General features: G+C 55.0%; 23 protein-coding genes and 3 pseudogenes. 9 read left to right on the top strand and 17 right to left on the bottom strand.

Annotated elements, in window-relative coordinates; translation table 11 throughout:
- Positions 1 to 78 precede the first annotated feature (78 nt).
- From RHP74_RS00580 to RHP74_RS00570, 3 genes are all read right to left on the bottom strand, one after another.
- Positions 79 to 537, bottom strand: coding sequence for an REP-associated tyrosine transposase (locus RHP74_RS00580; RefSeq protein ID WP_311097173.1), 459 nt, complete (start codon positions 535 to 537; stop codon positions 79 to 81).
- Between the two features lie 175 nt (positions 538 to 712).
- Positions 713 to 1,363, bottom strand: a complete 651-nt coding sequence (locus RHP74_RS00575) for an HAD family hydrolase (RefSeq protein WP_145306384.1) — start codon at positions 1,361 to 1,363, stop codon at positions 713 to 715.
- 26 nt (positions 1,364 to 1,389) lie between these two features.
- Positions 1,390 to 1,935, bottom strand: coding sequence for a gamma carbonic anhydrase family protein (locus tag RHP74_RS00570; protein WP_010465689.1), 546 nt, complete (start codon positions 1,933 to 1,935; stop codon positions 1,390 to 1,392).
- Between the two features lie 62 nt (positions 1,936 to 1,997).
- On the opposite strand from RHP74_RS00570, the gene prlC reads away from it, so the two are divergent.
- From prlC to RHP74_RS00555, 3 genes are all read left to right on the top strand, one after another.
- Positions 1,998 to 4,076: an oligopeptidase A gene (prlC, locus tag RHP74_RS00565; RefSeq protein WP_311097170.1), complete on the top strand. Its 2,079-nt coding sequence runs from the start codon at positions 1,998 to 2,000 to the stop codon at positions 4,074 to 4,076.
- Positions 4,073 to 4,360, top strand: a complete 288-nt coding sequence (locus tag RHP74_RS00560) for a YheV family putative zinc ribbon protein (protein ID WP_010465685.1) — start codon at positions 4,073 to 4,075, stop codon at positions 4,358 to 4,360. The genes prlC and RHP74_RS00560 overlap by 4 nt, the downstream gene beginning before the upstream one ends.
- Positions 4,361 to 4,472: 112 nt before the next feature.
- Positions 4,473 to 6,521, top strand: coding sequence for a M3 family metallopeptidase (locus RHP74_RS00555; protein WP_311097169.1), 2,049 nt, complete (start codon positions 4,473 to 4,475; stop codon positions 6,519 to 6,521).
- Between the two features lie 3 nt (positions 6,522 to 6,524).
- On the opposite strand, the gene RHP74_RS00550 is transcribed toward RHP74_RS00555, so the two are convergent.
- On the bottom strand, positions 6,525 to 7,172 hold the full coding sequence (locus tag RHP74_RS00550; protein ID WP_145306388.1) for a dual specificity protein phosphatase family protein: 648 nt from the start codon (positions 7,170 to 7,172) through the stop codon (positions 6,525 to 6,527).
- A gap of 234 nt (positions 7,173 to 7,406) precedes the next feature.
- Positions 7,407 to 7,708 (bottom strand): annotated as a pseudogene (locus RHP74_RS00545) (hypothetical protein).
- A 222-nt stretch (positions 7,709 to 7,930) separates the two neighbouring features.
- Here RHP74_RS00545 and RHP74_RS00540 point away from each other — a divergent pair.
- The 3 genes and pseudogenes from RHP74_RS00540 to RHP74_RS00530 form a co-directional block, all read left to right on the top strand.
- Positions 7,931 to 8,158 (top strand): annotated as a pseudogene (locus RHP74_RS00540) (radical SAM protein); the annotation flags it as partial.
- 456 nt (positions 8,159 to 8,614) lie between these two features.
- On the top strand, positions 8,615 to 8,917 hold the full coding sequence (locus RHP74_RS00535; RefSeq protein WP_311097166.1) for a hypothetical protein: 303 nt from the start codon (positions 8,615 to 8,617) through the stop codon (positions 8,915 to 8,917).
- A gap of 168 nt (positions 8,918 to 9,085) precedes the next feature.
- On the top strand, positions 9,086 to 9,631 hold the full coding sequence (locus RHP74_RS00530; protein ID WP_311100616.1) for a hypothetical protein: 546 nt from the start codon (positions 9,086 to 9,088) through the stop codon (positions 9,629 to 9,631).
- A gap of 405 nt (positions 9,632 to 10,036) precedes the next feature.
- Here RHP74_RS00530 and RHP74_RS00525 read toward each other — a convergent pair whose 3' ends face one another.
- From RHP74_RS00525 to RHP74_RS00470, 12 genes are all read right to left on the bottom strand, one after another.
- The gene (locus RHP74_RS00525; RefSeq protein WP_311097165.1) at positions 10,037 to 10,657 is read right to left on the bottom strand and encodes a recombinase family protein; all 621 of its coding nucleotides are present in this window, start codon (positions 10,655 to 10,657) and stop codon (positions 10,037 to 10,039) included.
- 148 nt (positions 10,658 to 10,805) lie between these two features.
- Entirely contained in the window at positions 10,806 to 11,021 is a 216-nt protein-coding gene (locus RHP74_RS00520; RefSeq protein WP_311097163.1) for a hypothetical protein, read from the bottom strand.
- A 291-nt stretch (positions 11,022 to 11,312) separates the two neighbouring features.
- Complete coding sequence (locus RHP74_RS00515; protein ID WP_311097162.1) at positions 11,313 to 12,125, bottom strand: hypothetical protein; 813 nt, start codon at positions 12,123 to 12,125, stop codon at positions 11,313 to 11,315.
- 275 nt (positions 12,126 to 12,400) lie between these two features.
- A complete protein-coding gene (locus tag RHP74_RS00510) occupies positions 12,401 to 13,531 on the bottom strand; it encodes a hypothetical protein (protein WP_311097160.1) in 1,131 nt (376 codons plus the stop codon).
- 329 nt (positions 13,532 to 13,860) lie between these two features.
- Positions 13,861 to 14,070 (bottom strand): hypothetical protein, encoded by a 210-nt coding sequence (locus RHP74_RS00505; protein WP_311097159.1) that lies wholly within the window; start codon positions 14,068 to 14,070, stop codon positions 13,861 to 13,863.
- Positions 14,067 to 14,309: a hypothetical protein gene (locus RHP74_RS00500; protein ID WP_311097158.1), complete on the bottom strand. Its 243-nt coding sequence runs from the start codon at positions 14,307 to 14,309 to the stop codon at positions 14,067 to 14,069. Before RHP74_RS00500 ends, RHP74_RS00505 begins: the two co-directional genes overlap by 4 nt.
- On the bottom strand, positions 14,309 to 16,534 hold the full coding sequence (locus RHP74_RS00495; protein ID WP_311097157.1) for a hypothetical protein: 2,226 nt from the start codon (positions 16,532 to 16,534) through the stop codon (positions 14,309 to 14,311). Before RHP74_RS00495 ends, RHP74_RS00500 begins: the two co-directional genes overlap by 1 nt.
- Positions 16,531 to 16,926 carry a hypothetical protein gene (locus tag RHP74_RS00490; protein ID WP_311097156.1) on the bottom strand — a complete coding sequence of 132 codons (396 nt, stop codon included), beginning with the start codon at positions 16,924 to 16,926 and terminating at the stop codon, positions 16,531 to 16,533. The genes RHP74_RS00495 and RHP74_RS00490 overlap by 4 nt, the downstream gene beginning before the upstream one ends.
- Positions 16,926 to 17,282, bottom strand: coding sequence for a hypothetical protein (locus RHP74_RS00485; RefSeq protein WP_311097155.1), 357 nt, complete (start codon positions 17,280 to 17,282; stop codon positions 16,926 to 16,928). The genes RHP74_RS00490 and RHP74_RS00485 overlap by 1 nt, the downstream gene beginning before the upstream one ends.
- Positions 17,282 to 17,494, bottom strand: a complete 213-nt coding sequence (locus RHP74_RS00480; RefSeq protein ID WP_311097154.1) for a hypothetical protein — start codon at positions 17,492 to 17,494, stop codon at positions 17,282 to 17,284. The genes RHP74_RS00485 and RHP74_RS00480 overlap by 1 nt, the downstream gene beginning before the upstream one ends.
- The gene (locus RHP74_RS00475; protein WP_311097153.1) at positions 17,491 to 18,069 is read right to left on the bottom strand and encodes a hypothetical protein; all 579 of its coding nucleotides are present in this window, start codon (positions 18,067 to 18,069) and stop codon (positions 17,491 to 17,493) included. Before RHP74_RS00475 ends, RHP74_RS00480 begins: the two co-directional genes overlap by 4 nt.
- Before the next feature lie 804 nt (positions 18,070 to 18,873).
- Positions 18,874 to 20,577 (bottom strand): recombinase family protein, encoded by a 1,704-nt coding sequence (locus tag RHP74_RS00470; RefSeq protein ID WP_311097152.1) that lies wholly within the window; start codon positions 20,575 to 20,577, stop codon positions 18,874 to 18,876.
- Between the two features lie 30 nt (positions 20,578 to 20,607).
- On the opposite strand from RHP74_RS00470, the pseudogene RHP74_RS00465 reads away from it, so the two are divergent.
- From RHP74_RS00465 to RHP74_RS00455, 3 genes and pseudogenes are all read left to right on the top strand, one after another.
- Positions 20,608 to 21,447, top strand: a pseudogene (locus RHP74_RS00465) (PA0069 family radical SAM protein); the annotation flags it as partial.
- A 243-nt stretch (positions 21,448 to 21,690) separates the two neighbouring features.
- Positions 21,691 to 22,422 (top strand): carbonic anhydrase, encoded by a 732-nt coding sequence (locus tag RHP74_RS00460; RefSeq protein ID WP_010465672.1) that lies wholly within the window; start codon positions 21,691 to 21,693, stop codon positions 22,420 to 22,422.
- Positions 22,423 to 22,506: 84 nt separating this feature from the next.
- Positions 22,507 to 24,033 (top strand): SulP family inorganic anion transporter, encoded by a 1,527-nt coding sequence (locus RHP74_RS00455; RefSeq protein ID WP_010465670.1) that lies wholly within the window; start codon positions 22,507 to 22,509, stop codon positions 24,031 to 24,033.
- Positions 24,034 to 24,036 lie beyond the last annotated feature (3 nt).

Below are 24,036 nucleotides of genomic sequence, written 5' to 3'. Positions count from 1 at the left end.
TCGCGGGCAAGCCTCGCTCCTACGGGGTCTATGTTGCTTTTGTAGGCGCGAGGCTTGCCCGCGAAGGCGTTTTCAACCTCACAACCAGATCGCGTCCCATAGCGGATAATCCCCTACCCTCTCGACCAAGCCAGCTCGCAACGGATTGGCGACGATGTAGCGAGCAACTGCCTGTAGATCTTCTTCCTTACGAATGGCGCGATCGTGATAACCATGTTGCCAAACCGGACCTTGGCGTCCTGCCGAGCGATTAAGCGTTACTGCGATGCGTGATTTGGTTCGAGCCATCAAACTGGGTAACTGAATATTCTGTAACTCGATCAGCCAATGGAAATGATCTGGCATGACGACCCAGGCCAGTGACGTCGCAAACCCTTCCTGCTCAGCAGTTTTCAGGGCATCGACTACCAGTCGCCCAATCTTGAAGTCATGGAATAACGGTTGCCGGTTCAAAACGACGGCTGTCAGGAGGTAAATCTGTCCGGGCTCCGAATATCGGCCGGTGCGCAATCGATGAGCATGTTTTAGCTCTGTCATTAATGATCCTCCTTGATCGTGACCTCAGACTTTGAGCCTAGGACGACTAGAAGGGACTTGGGTGGTAACTGTTGCACAGGATGTATCTGGGCGGGCCTCTTCGCGGGCAAGCCTCGCTCCTACGGGATCTATGTTGCTTTTGTAGGAGCGAGGCTTGCCCGCGAAGGCGTACTGATCAACGCCGCAAAAACGCCTGATGCATCTCTTCCAGCGTCTCAAAGTGATAGGCCGGTGCTTCTGCGCTCAATTCTTCCCGGCTGCCAAACCCATAACCGACCGCCACCGCATCCAGCCCATTGCTGCGCGCGCCGATCAGGTCGTGTTTGCGGTCGCCGATCATCAGGGTGTTGGCCGGGTCCAGGCCTTCTTCGGCCATCAGGTGGGCAATCAACTCGACTTTGTTGGTGCGTGTCCCGTCCAGTTCGCTACCGTAAATCACCTTGAAGTGCCTGGCGAAGTCAAAGTGCCGGGCGATTTCCCGGGCGAACACCCACGGCTTTGAGGTTGCGATGAACAACTGTCGCCCTTGCCCGCCGAGGGTTTCCAGCAGCGGTGTGACGCCGTCGAACACACGGTTCTCGTACAGGCCTGTGACCTTAAAGCGTTCGCGGTAGAAATTCACCGCTTCCCAGGCCTTGGGCTCGTCGAAATCGTAGAACTGCATGAACGCCTGCAACAACGGCGGGCCGATGAAGTGTTCGAGCTTGGTCAGGTCGGGTTCATCGATCCCCAGTTTGCTCAGGGCGAACTGGATCGAACGGGTGATGCCCTCGCGCGGATCGGTCAGGGTCCCATCGAGATCAAACAAAACGGTTTGGTAATGCATGTTGAATCCTGAATAAGGGCGCGGGGTCAGAGCTGGTCGTAGCCTTCAGCCAGATGCAAATTCTTGAGCTTCACGTAGTTCGCCGCGCTGTAGGTGAAAAAGGCATTTTCCTTGTCCGTCAGCGGGCGGATTTGTTTCACCGGGCTGCCCACATACAGGAAGCCGCTTTCCAGACGCTTGCCCGGCGGCACCAGACTGCCAGCGCCGACAATCACATCGTCCTCGATCACCGCACCATCCATGACGATGCTACCCATGCCGATCAGAATCCGGTTGCCGACACTGCAGCCATGCAGCATGACCTTATGGGCAATGGTCACGTCGTCTCCGATCAAGCAGGGAAAGCCATCGGGATTGAACGGCCCGGCATGCGTGATGTGCAGCACGCAGCCATCCTGAACGCTAGTGCGCGCACCTATACGGATGCGGTGCATGTCGCCACGGATCACCGTCAGCGGCCAGACAGAGCTGTCTTCGCCGATTTCAACGTCGCCGATCACCACCGCCGAGCCGTCGACAAAAGCGCCTTTACCCAGAAGCGGCGTGTGGTTCTGATACTTGCGAAGGGTCACGATAGGCTCTCTCTCTTTTGCTGATAGCTGCGGTGAGCGTCGATTGTAATTAAGATGGCCCCATGTTTCTTCCAGCCAAGGTGCCAACCGTGAGCGTGAACAACCCTCTTTTGCAGTCCTACGACCTGCCGCCCTTCTCGGCGATCCGGGCCGAACACGTACAACCGGCCATTGAACAGATCCTGGCTGACAACCGTGCCGCCATTATCGAGATCCTCAACAGCCAGGGCAAACAACCGACCTGGGCCGGCCTGGTGCTGGCGATGGACGAACTCAATGATCGTCTGGGCGCCGCCTGGAGCCCGGTCAGCCACCTCAATGCCGTGTGCAACAGCGCCGAATTGCGCGAAGCCTACGAGTCCTGCCTGCCGGCCTTGAGCGCCTACTCCACCGAGCTGGGCCAGAACCGTGAGCTGTTCGAGGCCTTCGAAGCCTTGGCCAACAGCCCGGAAGCCGCCGGTTTCGACGTGGCGCAGAAAACCATCCTGGAACACGCCCTGCGAGACTTCCGTCTGTCGGGTATCGATCTGCCGGACGCCGAGCAAAAGCGTTACGCCGAAGTGCAAAGCAAATTGTCGGAGCTGGGCAGCCGCTTCTCCAACCAGCTGCTCGACGCGACTCAAGCCTGGACCAAGCACGTGACCGATGAAGCCGCCCTCGCAGGCCTCACCGATTCGGCGAAGGCGCAAATGGCCGCCGCAGCCCAGGCCAAAGATCTGGATGGCTTCCTCATCACCCTGGAATTCCCGAGCTATTACGCGGTGATGACCTACGCCCAGGACCGTGCCTTGCGCGAAGAAGTCTACGCCGCCTATTGCACCCGTGCGTCGGACCAAGGCCCGAACGCCGGTCAGAACGATAACGGCCCGGTCATGGAAGAAATCCTCGACCTGCGTCAGGAACTGGCCAAGCTGCTCGGCTTCGCCAGCTTCTCGGAACTGAGCCTGGCCACCAAAATGGCTGAATCCAGCGATCAGGTCCTCAGCTTCCTGCGCGATCTGGCCAAACGCAGCAAACCGTTCGCCGCCCAGGACCTGGAACAGCTCAAGGCCTACGCCGCCGAACAAGGCTGCCCGGACCTGCAAAGCTGGGACAGCGGTTTCTACGGCGAAAAGCTTCGCGAACAACGTTACAGCGTTGCCCAGGAAGCACTGCGCGCCTACTTCCCGATCGACAAAGTGCTGGGCGGCCTGTTCGCTATCGTCCAGCGCCTGTACGGCATCGAGATCGCCGAAATGAAAGGCTTCGACGCCTGGCACCCGGATGTTCGCCTGTTCGAAATCAAGGAAAACGGCCAGCACGTCGGCCGCTTCTTCTTCGACCTCTATGCCCGCGCCAACAAACGCGGCGGTGCCTGGATGGACGGCGCCCGTGACCGTCGCCGCACCATCAGCGGCGTGCTGCAAAGCCCGGTGGCCAATCTGGTGTGCAACTTCACCCCAGCCGACAGCGGCAAACCGGCCCTGCTGACCCACGATGAAGTGACCACCCTGTTCCACGAATTCGGTCACGGCCTGCATCACCTGCTGACCCGCGTAGAACACGCCGGCGTGTCCGGCATCAACGGCGTGGCCTGGGATGCGGTGGAGCTGCCAAGTCAGTTCATGGAAAACTGGTGCTGGGAGCCGGAAGGCCTGGCGCTGATCTCCGGTCACTACGAAACCGGCGAGCCGCTGCCTCAGGATCTTCTGGAGAAAATGCTCGCGGCGAAGAACTTCCAGTCCGGCCTGATGATGGTGCGCCAACTCGAGTTCTCGCTGTTCGACTTCGAACTGCACGCCACCCACGGCGACGGTCGCAGCGTGCTGCAAGTGCTCGAAGGTGTGCGTGACGAGGTCTCGGTCATGCGTCCACCGGCCTACAACCGCTTCCCGAACAGCTTCGCCCACATCTTTGCCGGCGGTTACGCAGCGGGTTACTACAGCTACAAGTGGGCTGAAGTGCTGTCGGCCGACGCCTTCTCGAAGTTCGAAGAAGACGGCGTGCTCAATGCCGAAACAGGTCGTGCGTTCCGCGAAGCGATTCTGGCGCGTGGCGGTTCGCAGGAACCCATGGTGCTGTTCGTCGACTTCCGTGGCCGTGCGCCATCGATTGACGCACTCTTGCGCCATAGCGGCCTGAGTGAGGACGCGGCAGCATGAGCGAGGGGCCTGTGATCACGAAGAAACGCTTTATCGCCGGGGCGGTCTGCCCGGCCTGTAGCGAGCCGGACAAATTGATGATGTGGAACGAAGACGAGGTCCCGCATCGCGAATGCGTGGCCTGCGGTTATTCGGATACGCTCAATGAACAAGGTCTGTCGGTGCCCAAGGAATTGGGCACGCGGGTCAACACTTCGGCGCTCAAGGTGCCGGACGCCAAGGTTCAGGCGGTGCAGTTCTTCCCGAACCCGAAGCTGAAGAAGAAGCCTGACGAGCACCATTGAGTCAACATCACCTTCCACCCTTTGACCGGGTGGAAGGTGGTATCTATTTACCACCCTTCCCCCGCGCTTCCTCCTTAGGCTGAATCCTTCAGCCCTACTCAAGGAAGACGCCATGCCTGATAACAATCCGCTGCTACAACACTGGGACCTGCCGCCCTGGCCGGACATTCGCGCCGAGCACCTGGTGCATGCCATCGACACCCTTGTTGCCGACAACCGCAAGGCCATTGCCGGGATTATCGCGAGCCAATCCACGATCCCGAACTGGGATGATCTGGTATTGGCCGTTGATGAAACCGATGCGCGTCTGGATGAGGCCATGGGCGTCATCGAAACCCTTTCAATGGTGAAACATGAGGGTAAGGCCTGGGACGCAGCCAGCGGGACTTGCCGCGATGCCGCTGCGCAGTACAAATCTGAAAAGATGGGTAATCACGCACTGTTCCGGGCTTATCAGCGGCTGGCGCAAAGTCCCGCTGCGGCGAATTACGATGAACCGCGCAAAGCGGTTTTGAACAAAATTCTGCGCCGGTTTCGCTTGTCCGGCATCGACTTGACCATCGAACAACAGCAGACGCTGGCCCGGCTGAATCGTGACATCGGGGTGCTGCAAAGCCTGTTCCTGACCAACCTGGAAGGCGCCAGCGCAGCCTGGAGCAAGCGCATCGATGACATCTCGCAGTTGCGCGGTTTGTCTGCGGCGACACTGGAGCGTCTGGCAGTCAACGCGCAACAGGCAGGGCACGACGGCTGGCTGATGCGTCTGGACCAGGACACCTACACTCGTGTCATGGCCTATGCCGAAGACCGATCCCTGCGCGAAGAATACTTTGTCGCTTACTCCACCCGGGCTTCCGATCAAGGCCCCCACGACCGGCAATTCGATAATGGTCCGGTGCTGGAGCTGCTGTTGTCCATGCGTCATCAGAAAGCCAGGTTGCTGGGGTATGAGAACTTTGCGCAACTCAGCCTCGTAACGGAAATGGCCGAGTCCACTGAGCAAGTCACCGGTTTCCTGCGGCGGCAAATCGTGCAGGCAACACCGGAACTCGAGAAGGACGCACAAGAACTCAAGACGATTGCGCTTGAGCGCGGCATGACTGAAGTTGCCCCTTGGGACCACGAGTTTCTCGCCGAACAATTGCGCCAGCAACGTCTCGGCGGGGCGCTGAAAAACCTGCGAACGTACTTTCCACTGGACGGGACTTTGCAGCGGCTCTGCCTGTTCAGCGAGCGCATGTTTGGCATCCGGATCGTCGAACAGAAAGAGTGCAGTCGCTGGCATGACAACGTGCGTCTGTTTGAAATCAGCGAGCATGGCCAGGTCGTCGGGCACATTTACCTCGACCCTTTTCATCGGGACGAAGCGCCGGACTTTGCCTGGACCGCCACGCCACGTAATCGACGGGTGAACGCCGAAGGTCGATTGACGCTGCCGATCGCCGTGCTTCATGGCAACTTCACGCCCGGAATTGCCGAGCATCCTTGCCTTCTCGCTCATAAGGACCTGCGGGTTTTGTTCCATGAATTCGGCCATTGCCTGCAGCACGTTCTGACCCGCTCGCCTCACCATCGCCTGTCCGGTATCACCCAGCTGGGACGCGATTCGGCAGAGTTCACCGGGCAATTGTTCGAGCTTTGGTGCCTGTCAGGGGAGTTTCTGCTGTGGCTGGCCGCTCACCACCAGACCGGCGAGCGCCTGGCCGAAGCGCGAGTCGACGCCGCATTGGCAGCCATCCAGACCCAGACCAGCCGGCAAACCGCAGAGCTGTTAATGTCCGCGTTGTTTGACTTCGAATTGCACCGCAGCCAAGGCGATGGCCGAAGCGTTGAACAGATCTTCGATGACGTACAGCGCGAGATCCCTCACCTGCAACTGCCGCCTTACTGTCGGTTCGCCAACAGCTTCGATTACCTGGTGACCGGGTACGCAGCGTCGGTTTACGCCTACAAATGGTCGGGTGTACTGGCGACCGAGGTGTTCAAACGGTTTCAACGCGAGTGGGTATTCAACCCGCAAACCGGCAAGGCCTTTCGCGAAGCCTTTTTTTCGCCGGGGGATTCGCGATCGCTATTGGTCGCCCTGGAAGAATTCCTCGGACAACCGATCGCCGACAGCTTTTTCGCAACGCCGTCCAGCAGCCGCTGCCCGCTGAACTGATGCTTATTCGACGTGGGCGGACTGGAACCAACTCTTCATGGAACAGGCCGCAAACGGACTGGTGCTGCAATCGCCGTTCGCGAGCGCGGTCCGAAGCTTGTCGGCATCGGCCTGCATCATGTAACGCACACCGTCCTTGAAATGGGTGCTGTCACCAAAGCCGCCTTGGGTCATCTCGTTCAGGGCGTCTTCCTTGCTCCAGCCTTGCACCACCACCCGATACATCGCCGCCATCAGGCCGGTGCGGTCTGAACCGTGTTTGCAATGCATGAGCACCGGGCCGTGGGATTCGGCGGTCTGGATGGCACGCAGGGCCTTGAGTACGTCCGCGTCATCCACGTGATTGGTGCGGTAGGGCAACTGCACCTGGGCAATGCCCGGCGTGGACAGCCAGCTTGAATCCGACTCGGGCAAAAAATTGATGACGGTCGCGACGTTGAGTTTCTTCAACAACGGTACGGCACCGCTGTCGGGCAAGGCGCTGCGGTAAAGCGTCGGGGTCATTTGGTAGAGGTTGTATTGCACCTCGACCGATTGAGCCCATTCCGCCGGGCGGGGTGGGGCGGTTTCATCTGCGCAGGCCAGTGTCAGATTAAAAAGGGTGGCCAGCGACAACAGGAATGTCGCAGGTAAAAGGCGCAATCGTGACATGCTCGGACGACCGTGTGGGGAAAGGTGGTTAGATGCCGCATAGTTTCGACACTGGGCAGTCAAAGTCCTGTGAGTCAGCTGTCAAAGAATCGTGAATTGAACCGTTCGCACCTGGCTTAGTCAGGGTAAGTAACGAGCAACAAAAAAGCGATACAGATTTCCGTATCGCTTTATTCAACCTTGGTTAACGTACACTCACACCCCAACTTATAAGTTGCAGGTACTCGATAGTAATCAAGGATTGATGATTTTCGAATACGCTTTCGCCAGCGCAATCAGAACAGCCTTGTCCTGCGCGTCGAAATCACCATCACCGTCCACATCAGGTGTGTTTCCCATGGTGAAGGTCACGCCGCCATCATTCGACACAGCCTCGCGGGAGGTCGAATCCAGCAGGGAGTATGTGGCGCTACGGTTTTCCGGGTCGTAACCTTCTTCTTTCAAAGCAAACTGCATGGACACCCGAACTTCTTTCGGACTAGAAGTGGACGGGGTCAGCAGTTGAAGAAAACACCACGCTGATTGTAATTCGACATCAAACCAAATCCTTTTAATAGTGATAACACGACAACTTCGTGCGAAGCGCAATAATACCGACCGCTTTTAACTAAGCCACTTTCTATCTGTTTCTCATAATTACAAGAAACTCACTAATAAGAGACAACTAGTCAATTGAAAAATGTTCAGGCGCCGAACGGCACTGGCCTATTCGGCTGCGGTCATTTACTGTATGAATATACAGCTTAAGGATCATGTCGATGGCTACTCCTCTGCCACCTCGCGGTCGCGGCACCGCAACCAACCCGCACAACCGCTTCGCGCCGAATCGCTCGGTGGCCGAGGATGACGGCTGGTATCAGGAAGCGCCGATCACCCAAGGCACGGAAGTGCGCATCGAAACGGCGAAAACCATCATCACCCGCAACACTTCCCCGGACCTGCCTTTTGATCGCTCGATCAATCCCTATCGTGGCTGCGAGCACGGTTGACTGTATTGGGTGATTGGAACTGATACATGGAATCGGTTAAACGTCAGCTCCGCTGACAGGGGATACACGTTTGACCGAAGGTCAGGACCAACCCCAGCAGCGGGAACACCTCAACGGTGCGGGTGTACCCCGAACAAATACACCTCAACACAAATCAAGCTCTTGCTCTTGCACTTGAGGTAGGTGCAGACACGACAGCGAACGCTGTCAGGTTTACTCGTGACCGAAGGTCACAGGGGATTACCCGTCAGCTCCGCTGACAACGTGAAGGGCAAGGTCAAGAGCTGGGCTTCGCCTTTATATAATGCGACGGTATTCCACTAGGGCATTACAGAAGCAATCCTAAGATCATCGGTGCATAAGCATCGCCCTTCGTCACGCCAGCCTTGAAGCCCATGCACTGGAAACGATACTGTACGCACATACAGTGATCTGGCAGATGGTAGCGGTGTGATGGATGATGATTTGATTGATGATTCTGGGTTTGAGCTGGGCATGCCCTCCCATGTGGACATGCTCAAGCACTACTGCTGTGTGCTGGAAGCTGAGCTGGACACGACACGGTGTGACCTTCGACGAGCCCACCAGAACATTGCCGGGTTGATCGTCATGCACCGAGAGCTATCCAAGGAGCTTTCCGCCCTTAAGGTTGATCACCAGAGGATCACCCAGCGCTTGAGCCAGTTTTACGAAGCTGATCGTACTCAGGAGGCGGCGAGGATGGCGTATCGATACGGCGATTACGAAAAGAAGTGAGCACAGGGCCTATGGACACGAGGAGCCTCGGCGAAGAGGGGGTACGTACGGTTGAGACCTAGGGATATCCCGAAGTACCATTGCTTGGCACGCACGATCAGCCGAACTCTCGGATGCCCGCATTAGCACCACCGACAACGCTAGCAAGCCCTACAAGGACGAAACGAGATGGCATTCAAACAGAAAGCGCTGCAAACCCCTGATCAAATCAAAGTCCTCATGAGCAAGGAAACATACGAAGCGTTACTTGATAGCGCAGAGCGCCGGAAACAACAACGCAGTCCGCTTGGGAGGATGATCATCATGGCTTCCCTCAAGGCCCTACGTGAAAGCAACGCACCGTTTACGCAAGCCTTAAAGGTAGCGGCAGAGATGGCTACGGGAATCCCTGAGACCCGAGGGCGCGAAGTCAAAGTGCGGCTCACCACAGAAGATTTCAAAGAGTGGCGATTGATCTCTAAGAAGCTAAATGTCCGACACAGCGTCTTGGCTCGTGTAGCGATAAAAGAGTTTCTCAAGGCTGAAGGCGACGGGACGGAGCTGCCTTTAGATATGGGCAATGTTGATCTGCTGGAGCAAAATAACGCCCCCCACCGTAGCGAGACACTGACACCTGATCAGCAGAAGATTCTAGAACTTGAAGCCCGGATTGAATGCTTAGAACGAGAGAAGTCGATTTTAAAACAGGCCGCCACAATCCTCATGGCTGGGTAGCACTGGCTTCACACTGAATGCAGCCAAGGCCGATTTTCCCAGATTCCCAATTTTTTCGCCGGACAAGGTACAACTCTTGCGGCGCTTGGAATTCTTGGCTAGAAAATAACGCTGGCGAGATTCTGGAAAACCAGCCGCGCCTCTTAACGGTGTGCACCATGGCCTTGTCTGATCGCTAGAAAAGCAGAAATAACAATGGCTCTCATTTGATAGGATCACCTACAGAGCCTCTACAAGCCTCTCTGAGAGCCAACAGCTACCCATGTAGCCATCTATAGGATATAGCGCCTGTAGCAGTCTCTCAAGAGCTTACAGAAGGCATTACCCCTATCGTTTGACGTGGCTTATGTCAACTGACAATAAAAAGCCCGCTCAAGGCGGGCATCTGGGTATATCTCTTGGGAGTCAGGCTTTAAGCTCACGCTTGATGCGGTAGATCGTGGCAACTCCACACCCCACCAGCTTGGCCAGTTCATCAGCGTTCATGGTTGGATGCTTGGTCATTGCGTCTTGCACCTTCTTCCAGAGTTCGGGGTTCTTACCCTTCCCCGCTGGCTTCCAATCTGGGTCAGCAGCACGCTTGTTTTTCAACCCTTCGTTGATGCGCTCCACACGCTTGGCCTGGTCGAGACGGGCCATTGTCTGCATCAGCTCAATCAACATGTCATTGATCACCCTCAGCACCTCACCAGCAATACCCTCTGCCGCCATCTGCCAGCTTGTTGGAAGGTCGGCCACTACCAAACGTAGGCCCTTGGCCTTGATCGTTGCCTTGAGGGTCTCCCAGTCAGCCTGTGAAAGACGCGACAGCCTGTCTACGGATTCGCACAGGAGGATTTCGCCGGGATTGGCAGTGTCCAGTAGGCGCATCAGCTCAGGGCGTTCAAGCTTGGTGCCGCTGATGTTCTCGCTGTAGATGCCTACAACGGACAGGCCCTGAGTGGCGGCGAAGGTCTCAAGAGAGGTCTTGGCACGGTTGGCGTCTTGATCCTTAGTACTGGCACGGAGGTAGAGGTGGGCGTTCATGGCTGGCTATCCTTTAGTCTATTGATTTGATAGACCAAGGATAATCTATCAGATAGCCAATCAACTATAGATATTTGATAGCAGAATCAGCCCCCAGACGGACGGTTATCGCACTACCAGATTAGTAGACTTCTTTGATAGTCAGCCGTCACAGCTCGCCATTGGGATCAAGCACACGGCGCGTACCTGAGATCGTGAGCAAAACACCCGTGTAACGGTCGGGACCACCATCACCGTTGAATTCAACGAGCCCCATGCTGAGTAGGTTTCGAAACGGTCCAAGATCAGTCCCAGATACCTCGCTCTGTCCTCCGTGGATTCGTTTCAGCAGCTCATCAAACACTTCTGGTCCGTATGCAGTCATTTCAACTCTCCTTGAGCCCGGTGTGGGCGAACCCTCAGTGAAGGTGGCAGCCCAGTGCCTGTCAATGAGGCTGTTCCGCACAAATTAGTGATTCCAGCTCAAATCTGCCGTTTTGGTGCGGAAACCTCGGGTTGAGACGTTCTCACCGTTGCGAGCTTGTCCGTGGAATAGGGGAAGGCCCGGAAACACTGGCTCTCAAGGCAGCTACCCTAGAACTCACGTTCTAACCGGGCTTACTGGGTGAAGGTTTCCAAAGGGTTTCCGGGTAGTTTCCAGAGGTTATAGGCGAGGTTACGCCACAGGAGGCTTTGCCTGTTTCTGGACAATCGGAACACAGATGGCCGTACCGTGCTTCTGGCCACGAACACGCGACATAAAACTAGGGTCGCTCTTCTTGAACTCTTCAATGCCGATTTTGCCCATTGCATCGCAGTGCTTGAGCATTTGGTTGACGAAGATCTCAGGCTTATCACTTGAGGCGTAAACCAACGTCATGTTCGCTGGTAGCATGTGTTCACCGTAGTACGGCTTTTTGCGAGCGTTGATATCAACGTGCTGCCCTAGCTCACTGTCTACGATTACCCCTACCCGCTTTGAACTCAAAGCAGGAATACGGGAGAGCTGACTTATAATCAGATGCCAGCCTAAAGGCTCAAGGTTCACCACAGGGCCAGGATCAAGAATCAAGTAGGCTGCAACTGGCCGTAACATGACATCAGAGGACACAGACGCTAGAGGCTCTGCAATCGCACTACTTGCACATACACCGACACGGCACCCTTGAGTACGTTCTGGTTCTTTTATTGTATTGGTATCAATCGCAATCAGGTAATCGAATTGCTCTTTCAACTGATCGAGGTGAGTTTTATTCAGCGCCTTGAAATCCTCGACTGGCGTTGAGTAGATCACTTTGTCTTTGCCGTTTTGTCTCTCGTAGGAAATCTGGCTACGTAAAGACTCTGGGTCAAGTTCTTGGATACTGGGAACGCCGGTGACAGGATCGTAACTAATGGTGAAATGCTCTACTACCTCAGCAGTGTGGCCGATTACAAAATGATCGCGTGGGATCTTCTCGTCATCATTGCCGTTCTTGTTATCAGTCATCCGTGTCACCTCAGCGTGAGAGTTTGTAGGCTGGCTTCGCCCACTCCAGCAGAGCAAGGACTATAGCTCACGCTATGGCGCAAAGCAGTGCTCATGGTGCTAGCTTGGGGGCGGTGATTACTACCCAGATTTCTAACCCCTTGCGAGCGTCTAAATCAACGGTTGTGGGTGAATGGGATCAACTTTTGACGACATACAAAACATGAGCAATAGGTGTGGCGTGAGAGCTTTTCCCCGCGCAAAGGAAAGCCCCACCATCACTGGCAGGGCTTAGGTTACGCAGCAATCTGAGCCATCCTTGCACGTCGAGCTTCCACCTGTTCAGGTTCGAAGCAATCATACCCAGCAGCCCTATCGAAGTTCTTCATCTTGGCAGTGGATGTAGTGAGCGCACCCACAACGATATCCGCAAGCTCTGCTAGCACTGAGTCAGTAACAGCAACACCGTGCAAGATGTCGAAGAAGAAGCCTTCCACCTCACTCAAGTCGAAGCTTTCAAAGGTGAAATACCGCGATGTCTGCTCAATCTGCTCTAGTGCTTTTAACACAGGGGCCAGGTCTGGACGATACTTCGCCATACGATCAAACTCAGCAATCATCAAGCCCATAGGGGACATGTAACGACTGTGCCCGAACATGTACACCTTCTTGTCAGTGATTGATTCCAGCACGTTACGCAGTTCATTTGCAGTTGAACGTGGATCATCAAAGACCTTGAGATATTGACGGTGAGCCGGGTTGTTTCGATCTAACATCGTAACTAGCACATCAATATAGGTTTGCTTCATACTTGGTTGAAGCTTAGCCACCTTGGCGAAAGCATCCCACACATCCCGGCCAATGCATTTAATCATCAGCTCTACGATATCCTTGTCAGACATCCACTTCTCTACATCAAACCGGTTCGTCTTGTGTGCCGGACTGATGAACTCCCCACCACCGAAGTAATGGCTCCCATGTTTCCTGTTCAGTGCAGCGCTACCAAGGACAAGGTTCTGAGGGGTGAACTTACCGATGTGAGGCATCCCGTTAGCCGGGTAGATATGACAGAAGTGATAATCTGCAAAGCACCTTACGGAGTAGCAGTTTGTCGCCAGTTGCGTCTTTTGCATTTCACGAAGTTCTAACAATTCCTCAGCAGTGACGTATTGAACAATCTGCACCGTACCAGCCTGTTTGGCGTGGCGGATTAACAGTTGAACAAAGATGTTACTGATGGGGAACGGCTTGGGTTTGCGTTTCTTGCGGAGAACAACTTTAGTCGACTTGTTACGTCGGATACGTTTGCATTCGTCACTACAAGTCAATGTACTGTGGTGCGACGGGAGAAACTTGGCTTTGCAGACAGTGCAGGTCTTGCGTAGGTCTTTCTTATGGGGTGTTGTTGCCGGTAGTGCTAGCGCCATCTAGGTACGCTCCTGTTTCTGGTTTGTTTGTGCCGTGAATGGCAATGTATGAATGTCGGCAAGCCGAACCACAGAACGCTGTGGCTTTGAAAGTTAGAAAACCATTGCCGCAATGACGGCATTGGCAAGTTCGTTGGTTACGTGGTCTATGGATCATGCTAGAACCTCCTGTAGTGCGCTCTGAGCGTTGTTATCTAACGAGACAACCCAAACTGTGGTTCCACGTCTATCCACGCCCATATGGCGCCATACAGGCCGCCCCAGGAGTTTAGATAGTTCGAATGCTGCTCTCATTGCTTCTGCTGCACTTGTGTAAAGTTGTTTCATTGTTAATCCCTCTTGTTTGGTGGTGGTAGACGATGGTCACTCAAGATATGTAACTGGGCGAGTTCTTCTGTTGCACCTGACAAGATTGAATTCCACAGCGTTTCTGTCGTAGAAGGCAATTGAAGTGGAACAGCTTCACCGTATTGTTCGGCGAGATAATCTCTACACGCCTGCATGTAGTTGGGTTGACTAGCGATTTCATCGTATTTCATTGTTTGCTTCCCCTTGATTGGTTGATACGGAGAGCAACAATCTTCTCCACGTATTCTTTCATACTGCTGCGCTCATCGCTGAACTGAACTTGCATTTGGTTGTATTGCAATCGTAGTGCTGTGTCGGTGTAGCTCTGGGAGACGATGTTTGCACGGTCTAACATGTAAGTAGCAAACACCCCACTGGCTAAGATTTGAACTAAACAGGCCAACATAATGGCGCGGATGATTCCTTTCATCACTCGACCTCTTTCTGTGCAGAACGAGTTGTTTGCAACAACTGGCTCACCTTGGCATCAACCTTCTCTGTTACAGCATCACCAATAGCATCGCCAAGTGCCTTGCCGTTAGGATCGATTGCGTTAACGACTACATCAATCTTGATGTCTGTGTGCATGGATTGATCAATGTTTTTCTCATCTGGCTTGTTAATCACCTGCCCATTGATATCCATTGCCCCCAACCACGAAGGGGCTGGTTGTTTCTGGAGCTGGCGTTCTTCCGCTGCACTCATAATATCGGCGCTCGTGAACGGTTGGTATGGGCGGAACTGTCTCATCTGGCCAGTTTCATCTGGTGGCTCAGCGCCAAACTTCGACAAATCCAGCTTGTTGAACATCCCCCCCACATCTACCTTATTCGCTTTGAATGGCCCCTCTTCATAATCCGGCGTATTGGTTAGCCATCTAAACAACAAGCTAATTGGGTCTTTCACTTTCTCGCCGGTAGATGGTCTTGGCCCACCACCCATTACACTTGGATCGATAGCCCCCGCCCCTTCTGGAAATCCAGCACTACCAACTTCTTGTGCTCGGTCTTTTTCCGTCTTCTCGGTGCCGTCACCATTCTTACCAGCGGTGAGACGAAGCATCGAAGCTGCTACACGGGCAAGCCCGATATCGAACTGCACCATTGTTTCCTTGAAGGGCTTCATTGCCTCTGTCAAATCCATTTCTGCTTTGATGCGCTCATTGATTGCACCGATTAGCTCGGGGCTCTCATCTAGTCCCTGTTGCTGCAAGAATTGTTGGCTAGCCAAGCGTGTGGCGTTTGCCTCGATGCTCCCGTTCTGCCGTTCAATTGCAGCGGCGTTCTCCTTCACGAACAGCTTGATACCGTTTTCAAAGTCGATAGCTTTCAGGTTGCTCGTCTTGGTGGATGCTCTGAAATCCTTCTCCAGATTGGCATCAAGGGCATGCTTGTTGCGCTCAGCCCAAGCACGGCGGATAGGTTCAACGAGCAATGGTGCGGCCTCACTGAATGTGTTCAGATCCTCCCGATCAGCGACCGTTTTCGACCTAACTTGTTGATATTGCAGGGAAGTTCTACGCTGTTCGTCACGCGTCAAACCCGCACCGCGATAGGCTGACATTGTGGTTTCAAAGTCTTCGGTAGCGGCACTGAGTGATTTGCCTCGGGCCATCTGGGCGAGCAAGTAGGTGCGGTAATCTTTGGCTGAGTCATTATCGACAGCGGTGCCATATTTCTGGCTGATGCGAAGGAACTCAGCCTTTGCAAAATCCTTGTTTGCTGGGTTCTTTCCTGCTGCCTGCTCCAAGATGTTGGAGAACTGCTGACTGTCAGAAACTCGGGCCTGAGTTGCCGACAGACGATCACCAAGAGCGCCCACAGCAGCTACAACAGCGGCAAGGCCAGCCGTCACACCACCTAGGGCCAATGCACCTGTTCCGAGGCCCATGAAGCCGGTTGAAGGCGCTGGTGCTGCCTGCTTCGCGGCCCAAGCAGCCTGTCTCTGTGTGGCCCATCCGTGTTTCTCTGCCTGCTGCTGAGTCCGTGTAGCTAGGCGATCTTCTCGCACCTTCTGGGCGATCACAGAGGCTTGATGCTTCTCGGTGGCTCTCTGGGCGCGAGTTCTACTCTGTTGCAGCGCTAGTTCCGCACGCTGCATTGCTGTCATGCCAGCCTGTTGACGTTGTTGCAATAGAACGGTGCGTTGCTGGGCAGTGGCTAGCACTGCTTCCATCTTGGCTTGACGCAGCTTGTGCGCTTCAAGGGACTGAGCCTGTTTAACTTCCAGCCCTGACGCCTTCAATCGTTCCTGTGCAGCTTTTGCACTCTTCGCCTCAAGGACGGCTTGACCGATCTTGTCTCTCAAGACCTGGCCCTGTAGCGCTGCGTTTTCCTTGTTGCCCGCGCTGGTGAGTTTCATACCAGCCAACTCAGCAGCGAATGTTGCACGCTTGGTACGCTGTAGCGATTGTTCCAACTTCAATTCACGATCAAGACTTGCACGGACAGACTTGTCTAGTTTGTCGCGTGCGGCGCTATCAACCTTGATGCCCATCTTGGTGCCGAGTTTCTTACTGAGAACATCTGCCTCACGAGACAGAGCCATCATCTTTTGGCGTGCTTGAGCCAATCCACGCTCAAAGCGTTGAAGACCTGAAATATCAACTTGAAACGTAAGGGCGCCAACGAGTTTGGCAATGATTTCCGAATTCAACGTCTTCCCCCTCTTCCATAGCGCCCATGAACTGGGTGAAACAGTAGCGCGACATCTTGTTCAAATTCTGAATGTCTACGCCCGTAATGCTCAACGTGTGTTCTACCGGCAATGCCCAAATGTTGGAGGTATGCTTCAAATGCTTTCAAGACAGATCGAGTTCCAGTGATTGCATAGAACAGAGTGCCGGATTCATGTCGAATCCACTTATATTCAAATGTCACTTTGAATCCGTGCCAGCGATTGGCAAAATCACCGAATTGACTCATGAAATCTCGGGTGGAAATATCATCACCGACTCCGGCAACGCTTGCTGACAGGACGGTGAAAACAGCGTGATATGTGTGACCGGCTTTATGCAGCCGTTGAATCGGTGAAACAGTTTTTTCCATTAAAGCTCCTCGAATTCTACGTAAACCCACGAACCTGCGGGGATACCTTCATATGTGACGGGTAGTTGATAGCTGTGACTCATTGCTTGACGATTCTCTGCATTGAACTTGTGGCACGCTGCACTAATCACCGCGTCACTGTATTCATCCGCGCTCATTACGATGTTGATAACACCGGTGCGCCCGTTACTCATTGCTACGGCCTTCTGTGGGAACTCTGGAGGCGCTACAGCAACTTCTTTAGGCTCGGGTAGCGCTTGTTTAATTACAGCCTCTGTAGCGGCTTGTAGAGCCTCCTGCAATAGCGGGCTATCAGGTTGATACTTGGTGAGCAAGATACGAGTTAGGTTATCCATTATTGGTCCTCCCTGTGTCTTGCCATTTCCAAGTTATCCAACTGGATTCTCAGTTCTTCGGCGGCAATGCCCATCTGCTGCTCTTGGGTTAGAGTGCCGTCCTTACTTCTGGCCAGTTCATTACCCAAGAACTGATCCACCATAGCGCTGATTTCATCCTCGGTTAGTAGTGTTGTCTGGGATGGTTTTGTTAGCGATAGTCGTCGGCTCATTGTGCTGTGCCTTCTTTGGTCAATCTTCCTGACTTTATTAGTTCATCGCGAAGCTTGGCACGTGATGCAGCGAGTTCATCACGCACTTCTTGTTCACGGTTCAAGCGTTGTTGTTGTTCGGCCTGTAGGCGGTCACGTTCATCTTTAGCCAGCGACATCGCCACTTGGCGGTCAATTTCAGCATTCAAAGCGGCTTCAAGCTCTGCTTCGTAGTCTGCCTTCACTTGCTTGCAAACTTTAACAAGGTCACTCTCTTGTTGGTGCGGTGGCTTCTTCAAGTAGATAGTAATGAATGATGCCTGAGGGCTCTCAATCAACATTGCAGTTGGTAGTCCTCCCACTGAGTCAAGTGGTAGCCAGCTCGCTTTTCGGTACTCATGGTAGAGTTCCAGCGCATCTATCAGATTCGCGGGAGTGAACTCTACGATTGCACCGAGGATACCGGCGTATGGCTTTTCGATTCGTGATTCGTAGAAGCCTTTTGCGTTCTGGCAGCGTTCTCGGTATTCCGAGTCGCTGAATGTGTGAAGCATTGGTGTTTGTGGTGCTTGGGGTTGTGTTGGTTTGTTACTCATGGTGTTGTTTCCTTCTGTTTTTATGTTGGGTTGTGTTGCTGTGGGTGTTGCACTTTGTTGCTTGGCTGCTCTACATGCTCGTTGACGGCATGCACTTGAACAGGTCTTGCTACGTACTGTTCGACTGGCGTAGCGAATTCCGCAAGTTTCACAAAGTTGAAAGACTAAGGCCATAAGGGGCCACCTCCTGAATTGAAGTTGTCACAGATGCTGAATGGGTTGGTTTGATGTCACAGATAGGATAAAAGGCAAACAGATAGGGCAGGACTGTTACGTCGTGCCCTATAAAAGTATCACCATGAAGGATGTTGCGAATTTGGATCGAGGGAGAAATCTAACAACTCCCTCTCAACTCGTGGCCCACCGGAGTTGTCACGGTGTAAATGACTGCCTTGCGTGCAGTACGGCCTGTGACAGAGGTTCGATCATCGCCCTGTCAGCGACTCGGAGGCTTCCCAGCCTGATCTACAAGTTGTTGACCACCAGACTTGCAACTGGAGTCAGAAGGCATTCTAAGGGCCTTGGTCATACAGCAGCACCGAACTCTATGGCAACACAGGCTCGGTGCGGATGTTTTGGAAACGACGAAAACCAAACTCAGCGTCGGCTGGCCCGGTTTGGTGTTCTGGATTTGGTTTAGTGATGGCAAAACTGGGGGGTGAAGCGCGTAGAAAAAACCTCTCCCTCTTTACTGTATTGTACCATGATATTCCGATCTTGCATAGTACCTTTCGTCTGAAATGTCAACTACCTTTCATCTGACAGCAAATTGGAGTCCGAATGGTATAGGGTTTTCTATGGAATTCACCCTCCCAGCTTGCTCGGCACGAGCTGCACGGGCGTCTCCCATGTCACATCCTTGAGCGCTTCCAGCTCTTCCGGCGTGAACACCTCACCCGCTGCACCCGGTACACGCTGACTCTTCCCGGCGATCCTGACGGGGCCTGTAGGCGTTGTGAAGCGTCTGTCTGGTGGACTGGTGATGGTGGCTTGAAACTCCGTCACCTTACCCTTGAGCGCTGATTTCACCACTGTGGATAAGGTCTTGGCTTCGAAGTCGATCACCAGCTTTTCAAAGACGTTCGACAGGTAGCGGTTGATACGGGCACGTTCCAGTGCAGCCGCTTCGCTACGGTCGTTGAGCATCCATTCAACACGATTGCCCACATCCAACCCGGCAATGGTGAAGGCGTCTTCCAGCTCTGACAGTTGCGTTTCAGCAGTCGCCAGCTTGGCCCGTGCTTCTCTGTCGTCTCCCTTGGCCTTGGTGAGCATGTCCAGCAGCACCGATTGGCGGTCTGTGTCGTCTTCATCCATGAGGCGCTGTTGTGTCTGGGTGGTACGTGTGGCGATCTTGTCTATCAGCGCCAGCAAGGCGTCACGCTCACGACGTAGGGTCTTGAGGTCTTCGCTGGACTGCATGAAATACTGTCTCAGGTCTGCCCAGTGCTCAAACTTGAACAGGAGGCGGCGAAGGTGCTCACCCCGGATGCTGCGAATTCCTGGCCCTGCGCAACTGTTACTCATGCTGTTGGTACACATGAAGTACTCTTTCTTCGTCTTGAACATGAACCGGACGCTTCCACCACAGGCGGCACACTTCACCAGCCCCCTATAGATGTTGAGATTGCTGGCGTCCTGCTTACCGGCGAAGGGCTTACGCTGGCTGATTACTGCCTGCACCTCGGCGAACAGGTTCTTATCCACAACCACCGGGTAATAGTCAGTTAGCACCCGGTCGGATGGCATGTTCTTGCCTGCTGACTCGCTGTAGTTGGTGATGGTGTGTTCACCGATCAGACGGCGATTCTTGAGGAAGTATTGCACTTGGTGAATCTTCCAGCTTGAACCGTATTGCTCGTTTACCCTTCGGCATGACTCAGCCACACCGTATTGGAGAGAGGCGGTGAACAGGGCCCGTATCTGTTTGGCAATGTCTTCCTTCACCTTGAAACGGCGTTCCGTACCTTTACCCTCAACCTCAAGCCACTGCGCCACCTTGTCTGTCGTCACCTCCCCTGCTTCCATCCGTACATGTGCCTTGGCCCAACCAGCACGGCCAAAATCGCTCTTCCGTTTCGACTCAGCGTTGGCCCGTTCCATATCGACAAGGATGGTCATGAGGCCACCCAAATCGAGTGTTCCCGGCGTATACACCTGTAGGCGGTCGGCAATACCAATCCTCAGGCCAGCACCAAGGATTTCAAAGAACAGGGGGACGGCGTGAGCGAGTTGCATCCGTGACATGCGGTCGGCGTTCTCAAACAGGAGAAGGCTACCGGGTGGAATCTCGCCACGTTTTGCACGGTTGATGAATTCACGTAGCTTGCCTTCATGGGCGTTCTTCCCGCGAAAGCTGGACATGCCGGGGTCGGCGATCTCTTCCACCAATGTCATGTCGTAATGCTTGCAGAATGCTTCCTGAGCCGCACGCTGGCGGGCTTCGGTAGACCCGTCTGACTGGCGGTCTGTACTCCACCGCATGTAGCTGTATACGTTGCCTGACATTGGGCTCACCGTGCATTGGTTCTTATCGGTGAGTATAGCTGCATCTACTGCTACGCGCGCCCCAGCCATGCCTATTGGGACATGTCACCCGGGCTCGATTTCGAAACCAAACTGATCGCCAAGACCAACGCCGCCGATGTGCTGGAAGAACAGCTGTCCAAGCGCGGCTATCAATGCGCGCCGATCAATCTGGGCTCCAACACCGATCCCTACCAGCCGATCGAGCGCGAACACAAAATCACCCGCAAGACCCTTGAAGTGCTACTGCGTTATCGGCATCCGGTGACCATCATTACAAAGGGCTCGCTGATTCTTCGGGACCTGGACCTGCTGGCCGAACTCGCCGAGCAACGGCTGGTGGCGGTGATGATCAGCCTCACCACCCTCGACGATGAACTCAAACGCATCCTCGAACCGCGCGCGGCTGCGCCCAAGGCCCGGCTACGTGCCATCCGGGTCATGCGCGAAGCCGGGATACCGGTGGGCGTGCTGTGTTCGCCGATGATTCCGATGATCAACGACAGCGAACTCGAAAGCCTGCTCAACGAAGCCCATGCTGCCGGTGCCCAGAGCGCCGCCTATATGATGTTGCGGCTGCCGCTGGAAGTGGCGCCGCTGTTCGAAGAATGGCTGGCCGCCCACTATCCGCAGCGTGCCGCTCATGTGTTGAGCCTGATCCGCCAGAGCCGTGGCGGGGAGCTCTACGACAGTCGGTTCGGAGCCCGAATGCGCGGAGAGGGGCCGTTTGCCGATCTGTTGGCGCAACGCTTTGCCAAATCGATCAAACGGTTGGGGCTCAATCATCGCGAAGGTTTTAACCTGGACTGCGACGCCTTCTGTCCGCCAGGTCGCCAGATGTCGTTGATTTGAGGACAATTGGCCTATGGTTGAGTAGGAGGAAAAGCACTTGGCCATTAGGCTGGTCACGTTTTTTGTGACCTGGAACACACGTCCTAGAGCGCTTGATTCAGTTTGAGTTAAGTTTCGATAGATACCTTGTTCATCGAGTGACTGACGGGTCGAGATCTTCGGCCTGGATGTTTTTTAAACAGCCACTGGCTTCACACCGGACAAAACGGGAAAATTCCCTGACTCCGCCAAAGAGGATGAATCATGAGTGACAAGGATAAACAGCCGTTGGCTGCGTCGGCTTCAGCCCAACCCGAGGCGGAAACCGCCGATGCAGCGCTGAAGCATATCGTTGACGGCTTTTTGCATTTTCATCACGAAGTTTTTCCCCAGCAGGAAGAACTCTTCAAAAAACTCGCCACGGCTCAGAGCCCTCGAGCGATGTTTATCGCCTGCGCCGATTCGCGCATCGTTCCTGAACTGATCACCCAAAGCGCCCCCGGCGACCTGTTCGTGACCCGTAACGTCGGCAACGTTGTGCCGCCCTATGGGCAGATGAACGGCGGTGTTTCCACGGCCATCGAATACGCGGTCCTGGCCCTCGGCGTACAGCACATCATCATTTGCGGGCACTCCGACTGTGGCGCGATGCGTGCCGTGCTCAACCCGCAAAGCCTGGAAAAAATGCCCACGGTAAAAGCCTGGCTGCGTCATGCCGAAGTGGCGAAATCGATGGTCCAGGAAAACTGCCATTGCGCTGACGAAAGCGAAAGCATGCATGTCCTCACCGAAGAAAACGTGATCGCCCAGCTTCAGCATTTGCGCACGCACCCTTCGGTCGCCTCGCGCATGGCTAACGGTCAGCTGTTTATCCATGGCTGGATCTACAACATCGAAACCAGCGAAATCAGAGCTTACGACGCGGACAAAGGGTGTTTCCTGCCGCTTGATGGCAGCCATCCGATCCCCGTGGCGACGCCCAAAGCGCGCTTCTAAATACTCCCAGGTGTGGTTTAGCCGAGGTTGCTGATCAAGCAGCCTGGCTTTGCCACGCCTGAAGAAAACTTCGGGAGAGTCACCATGCGTGCTGCTCAACTCAAAGCTGTTCTGCCACGGGAGCTGCTGGCGTCCGTGGTTGTGTTTCTGGTCGCCCTGCCCTTGTGCATGGGCATCGCCATCGCCTCGGGCCTGCCGCCGGCCAAGGGTTTGATCACCGGGATCATCGGTGGACTGGTCGTCGGTTGGCTTGCAGGTTCGCCTCTGCAAGTCAGCGGCCCGGCGGCGGGTCTGGCGGTGCTGGTCTTTGAACTGGTGCGCCAGCATGGTGTTGCCATGCTCGGTCCCATCCTGCTGTTGGCGGGTTTTCTGCAACTGATGGCCGGGCGCTTCAAGCTGGGCTGCTGGTTTCGGGTCACGGCGCCAGCGGTGGTGTACGGCATGCTCGCCGGGATTGGCGTGCTGATCGTGTTGTCGCAAGTGCATGTGATGCTGGACGCCGTGCCCAAGCCTTCGGGGCTGGATAACCTCGCAGCCTTTCCGGCGGCCGTGATCCAGGCCTTGCCTTCCCTTGGCTGGCAGGCTGGGTTGCTTGGGCTGTCGACGATTGCGGTGATGTGGCTGTGGGAAAAATTCCGTCCGCACTCTCTTCGCTTCATACCCGGCGCGCTGCTTGGCGTAGGCCTGGCGACAGTCGCGAGTCTGATGCTCGCCTTGCAGGTCAAACGCGTGGAAGTCCCGGCCAACCTGGCAGAAGCCATCGACTGGCTGAAGCCCGCCGACTTGCTCAATCTGGCCGACCCGACGTTATTGATCGCCGCTTTCGCCGTGGCCTTCATCGCCAGCGCCGAGACCCTGCTCTCCGCAGCGGCGGTGGATCGCATGCACAGCGGCCAGCGCTCCGATTTCGATCGGGAGTTGTCGGCACAGGGCGTCGGCAACATGCTCTGCGGCCTGCTTGGCGCGCTGCCCATGACCGGCGTGATCGTGCGTAGCTCGGCCAACGTCCAGGCTGGCGCCACCACGCGAATGTCGGCGATCTTCCACGGTCTGTGGTTGCTGGCTTTCGTGTTGTTGCTGTCCAGCGTGCTGCAAAGCATTCCGGTGGCAAGCCTGGCGGGTGTGCTGGTGTATACCGGTTTCAAACTGGTCGACCTCAAGGCCTTTCGCGGTCTGGGCCGTTATGGCCGGATGCCGATGTTCACCTACGCGGCGACGGCGCTGGCAATCATCTTCACCGACCTGTTGACCGGCGTGCTGATCGGCTTCGGGTTGACCCTGGCCAAACTGGCCTGGAAGGCCTCGCGGTTGAAAATCAGCCTGATCGACCTGCCGGCCGACGGTGAGATGGAGTTACGACTGACGGGGGCCGCAACCTTTCTCAAGGTGCCGGCGCTGACCCAGGTGCTGGGGACCATTCCCCCAGGCGCGACGGTGCATGTGCCGCTCAATAACCTGAGCTACATCGATCACTCGTGTCTGGAGTTGCTTGAGGAATGGGGTCGGGCCAATGCGGCCAAGGGGTCGAAGCTGATTATTGAAGCGCGGGGGTTGAAGCGTCGGTTGGAGGGGCGTTTACGAACCACCTCCGGAGTGGGCTCTACGGCATAGAAG

Source organism: Pseudomonas sp. SG20052, from assembly GCF_031766055.1.
GTDB lineage: Bacteria > Pseudomonadota > Gammaproteobacteria > Pseudomonadales > Pseudomonadaceae > Aquipseudomonas > Aquipseudomonas mandelii.
The sequence above is the reverse complement of the archived record's forward strand: the minus strand, read 5'-3'. Positions and strand labels throughout refer to the sequence as shown.

What these genes read in the sequence shown, in the direction of transcription:
- RHP74_RS00580 (WP_311097173.1), bottom strand. Translation starts at nt 537, where the DNA reads ATGACAGAGCTAAAACATGCTCATCGATTGCGCACCGGCCGATATTCG.
- RHP74_RS00575 (WP_145306384.1), bottom strand. Translation starts at nt 1,363, where the DNA reads ATGCATTACCAAACCGTTTTGTTTGATCTCGATGGGACCCTGACCGAT.
- prlC (WP_311097170.1), top strand. Translation starts at nt 1,998, where the DNA reads ATGTTTCTTCCAGCCAAGGTGCCAACCGTGAGCGTGAACAACCCTCTT.
- RHP74_RS00560 (WP_010465685.1), top strand. Translation starts at nt 4,073, where the DNA reads ATGAGCGAGGGGCCTGTGATCACGAAGAAACGCTTTATCGCCGGGGCG.
- RHP74_RS00555 (WP_311097169.1), top strand. Translation starts at nt 4,473, where the DNA reads ATGCCTGATAACAATCCGCTGCTACAACACTGGGACCTGCCGCCCTGG.
- RHP74_RS00550 (WP_145306388.1), bottom strand. Translation starts at nt 7,172, where the DNA reads ATGTCACGATTGCGCCTTTTACCTGCGACATTCCTGTTGTCGCTGGCC.
- RHP74_RS00535 (WP_311097166.1), top strand. Translation starts at nt 8,615, where the DNA reads ATGGATGATGATTTGATTGATGATTCTGGGTTTGAGCTGGGCATGCCC.
- RHP74_RS00530 (WP_311100616.1), top strand. Translation starts at nt 9,086, where the DNA reads ATGGCATTCAAACAGAAAGCGCTGCAAACCCCTGATCAAATCAAAGTC.
- RHP74_RS00525 (WP_311097165.1), bottom strand. Translation starts at nt 10,657, where the DNA reads ATGAACGCCCACCTCTACCTCCGTGCCAGTACTAAGGATCAAGACGCC.
- RHP74_RS00520 (WP_311097163.1), bottom strand. Translation starts at nt 11,021, where the DNA reads ATGACTGCATACGGACCAGAAGTGTTTGATGAGCTGCTGAAACGAATC.
- RHP74_RS00515 (WP_311097162.1), bottom strand. Translation starts at nt 12,125, where the DNA reads ATGACTGATAACAAGAACGGCAATGATGACGAGAAGATCCCACGCGAT.
- RHP74_RS00510 (WP_311097160.1), bottom strand. Translation starts at nt 13,531, where the DNA reads ATGGCGCTAGCACTACCGGCAACAACACCCCATAAGAAAGACCTACGC.
- RHP74_RS00505 (WP_311097159.1), bottom strand. Translation starts at nt 14,070, where the DNA reads ATGAAATACGATGAAATCGCTAGTCAACCCAACTACATGCAGGCGTGT.
- RHP74_RS00500 (WP_311097158.1), bottom strand. Translation starts at nt 14,309, where the DNA reads ATGAAAGGAATCATCCGCGCCATTATGTTGGCCTGTTTAGTTCAAATC.
- RHP74_RS00490 (WP_311097156.1), bottom strand. Translation starts at nt 16,926, where the DNA reads ATGGAAAAAACTGTTTCACCGATTCAACGGCTGCATAAAGCCGGTCAC.
- RHP74_RS00485 (WP_311097155.1), bottom strand. Translation starts at nt 17,282, where the DNA reads ATGGATAACCTAACTCGTATCTTGCTCACCAAGTATCAACCTGATAGC.
- RHP74_RS00480 (WP_311097154.1), bottom strand. Translation starts at nt 17,494, where the DNA reads ATGAGCCGACGACTATCGCTAACAAAACCATCCCAGACAACACTACTA.
- RHP74_RS00475 (WP_311097153.1), bottom strand. Translation starts at nt 18,069, where the DNA reads ATGAGTAACAAACCAACACAACCCCAAGCACCACAAACACCAATGCTT.
- RHP74_RS00470 (WP_311097152.1), bottom strand. Translation starts at nt 20,577, where the DNA reads ATGTCAGGCAACGTATACAGCTACATGCGGTGGAGTACAGACCGCCAG.
- RHP74_RS00460 (WP_010465672.1), top strand. Translation starts at nt 21,691, where the DNA reads ATGAGTGACAAGGATAAACAGCCGTTGGCTGCGTCGGCTTCAGCCCAA.
- RHP74_RS00455 (WP_010465670.1), top strand. Translation starts at nt 22,507, where the DNA reads ATGCGTGCTGCTCAACTCAAAGCTGTTCTGCCACGGGAGCTGCTGGCG.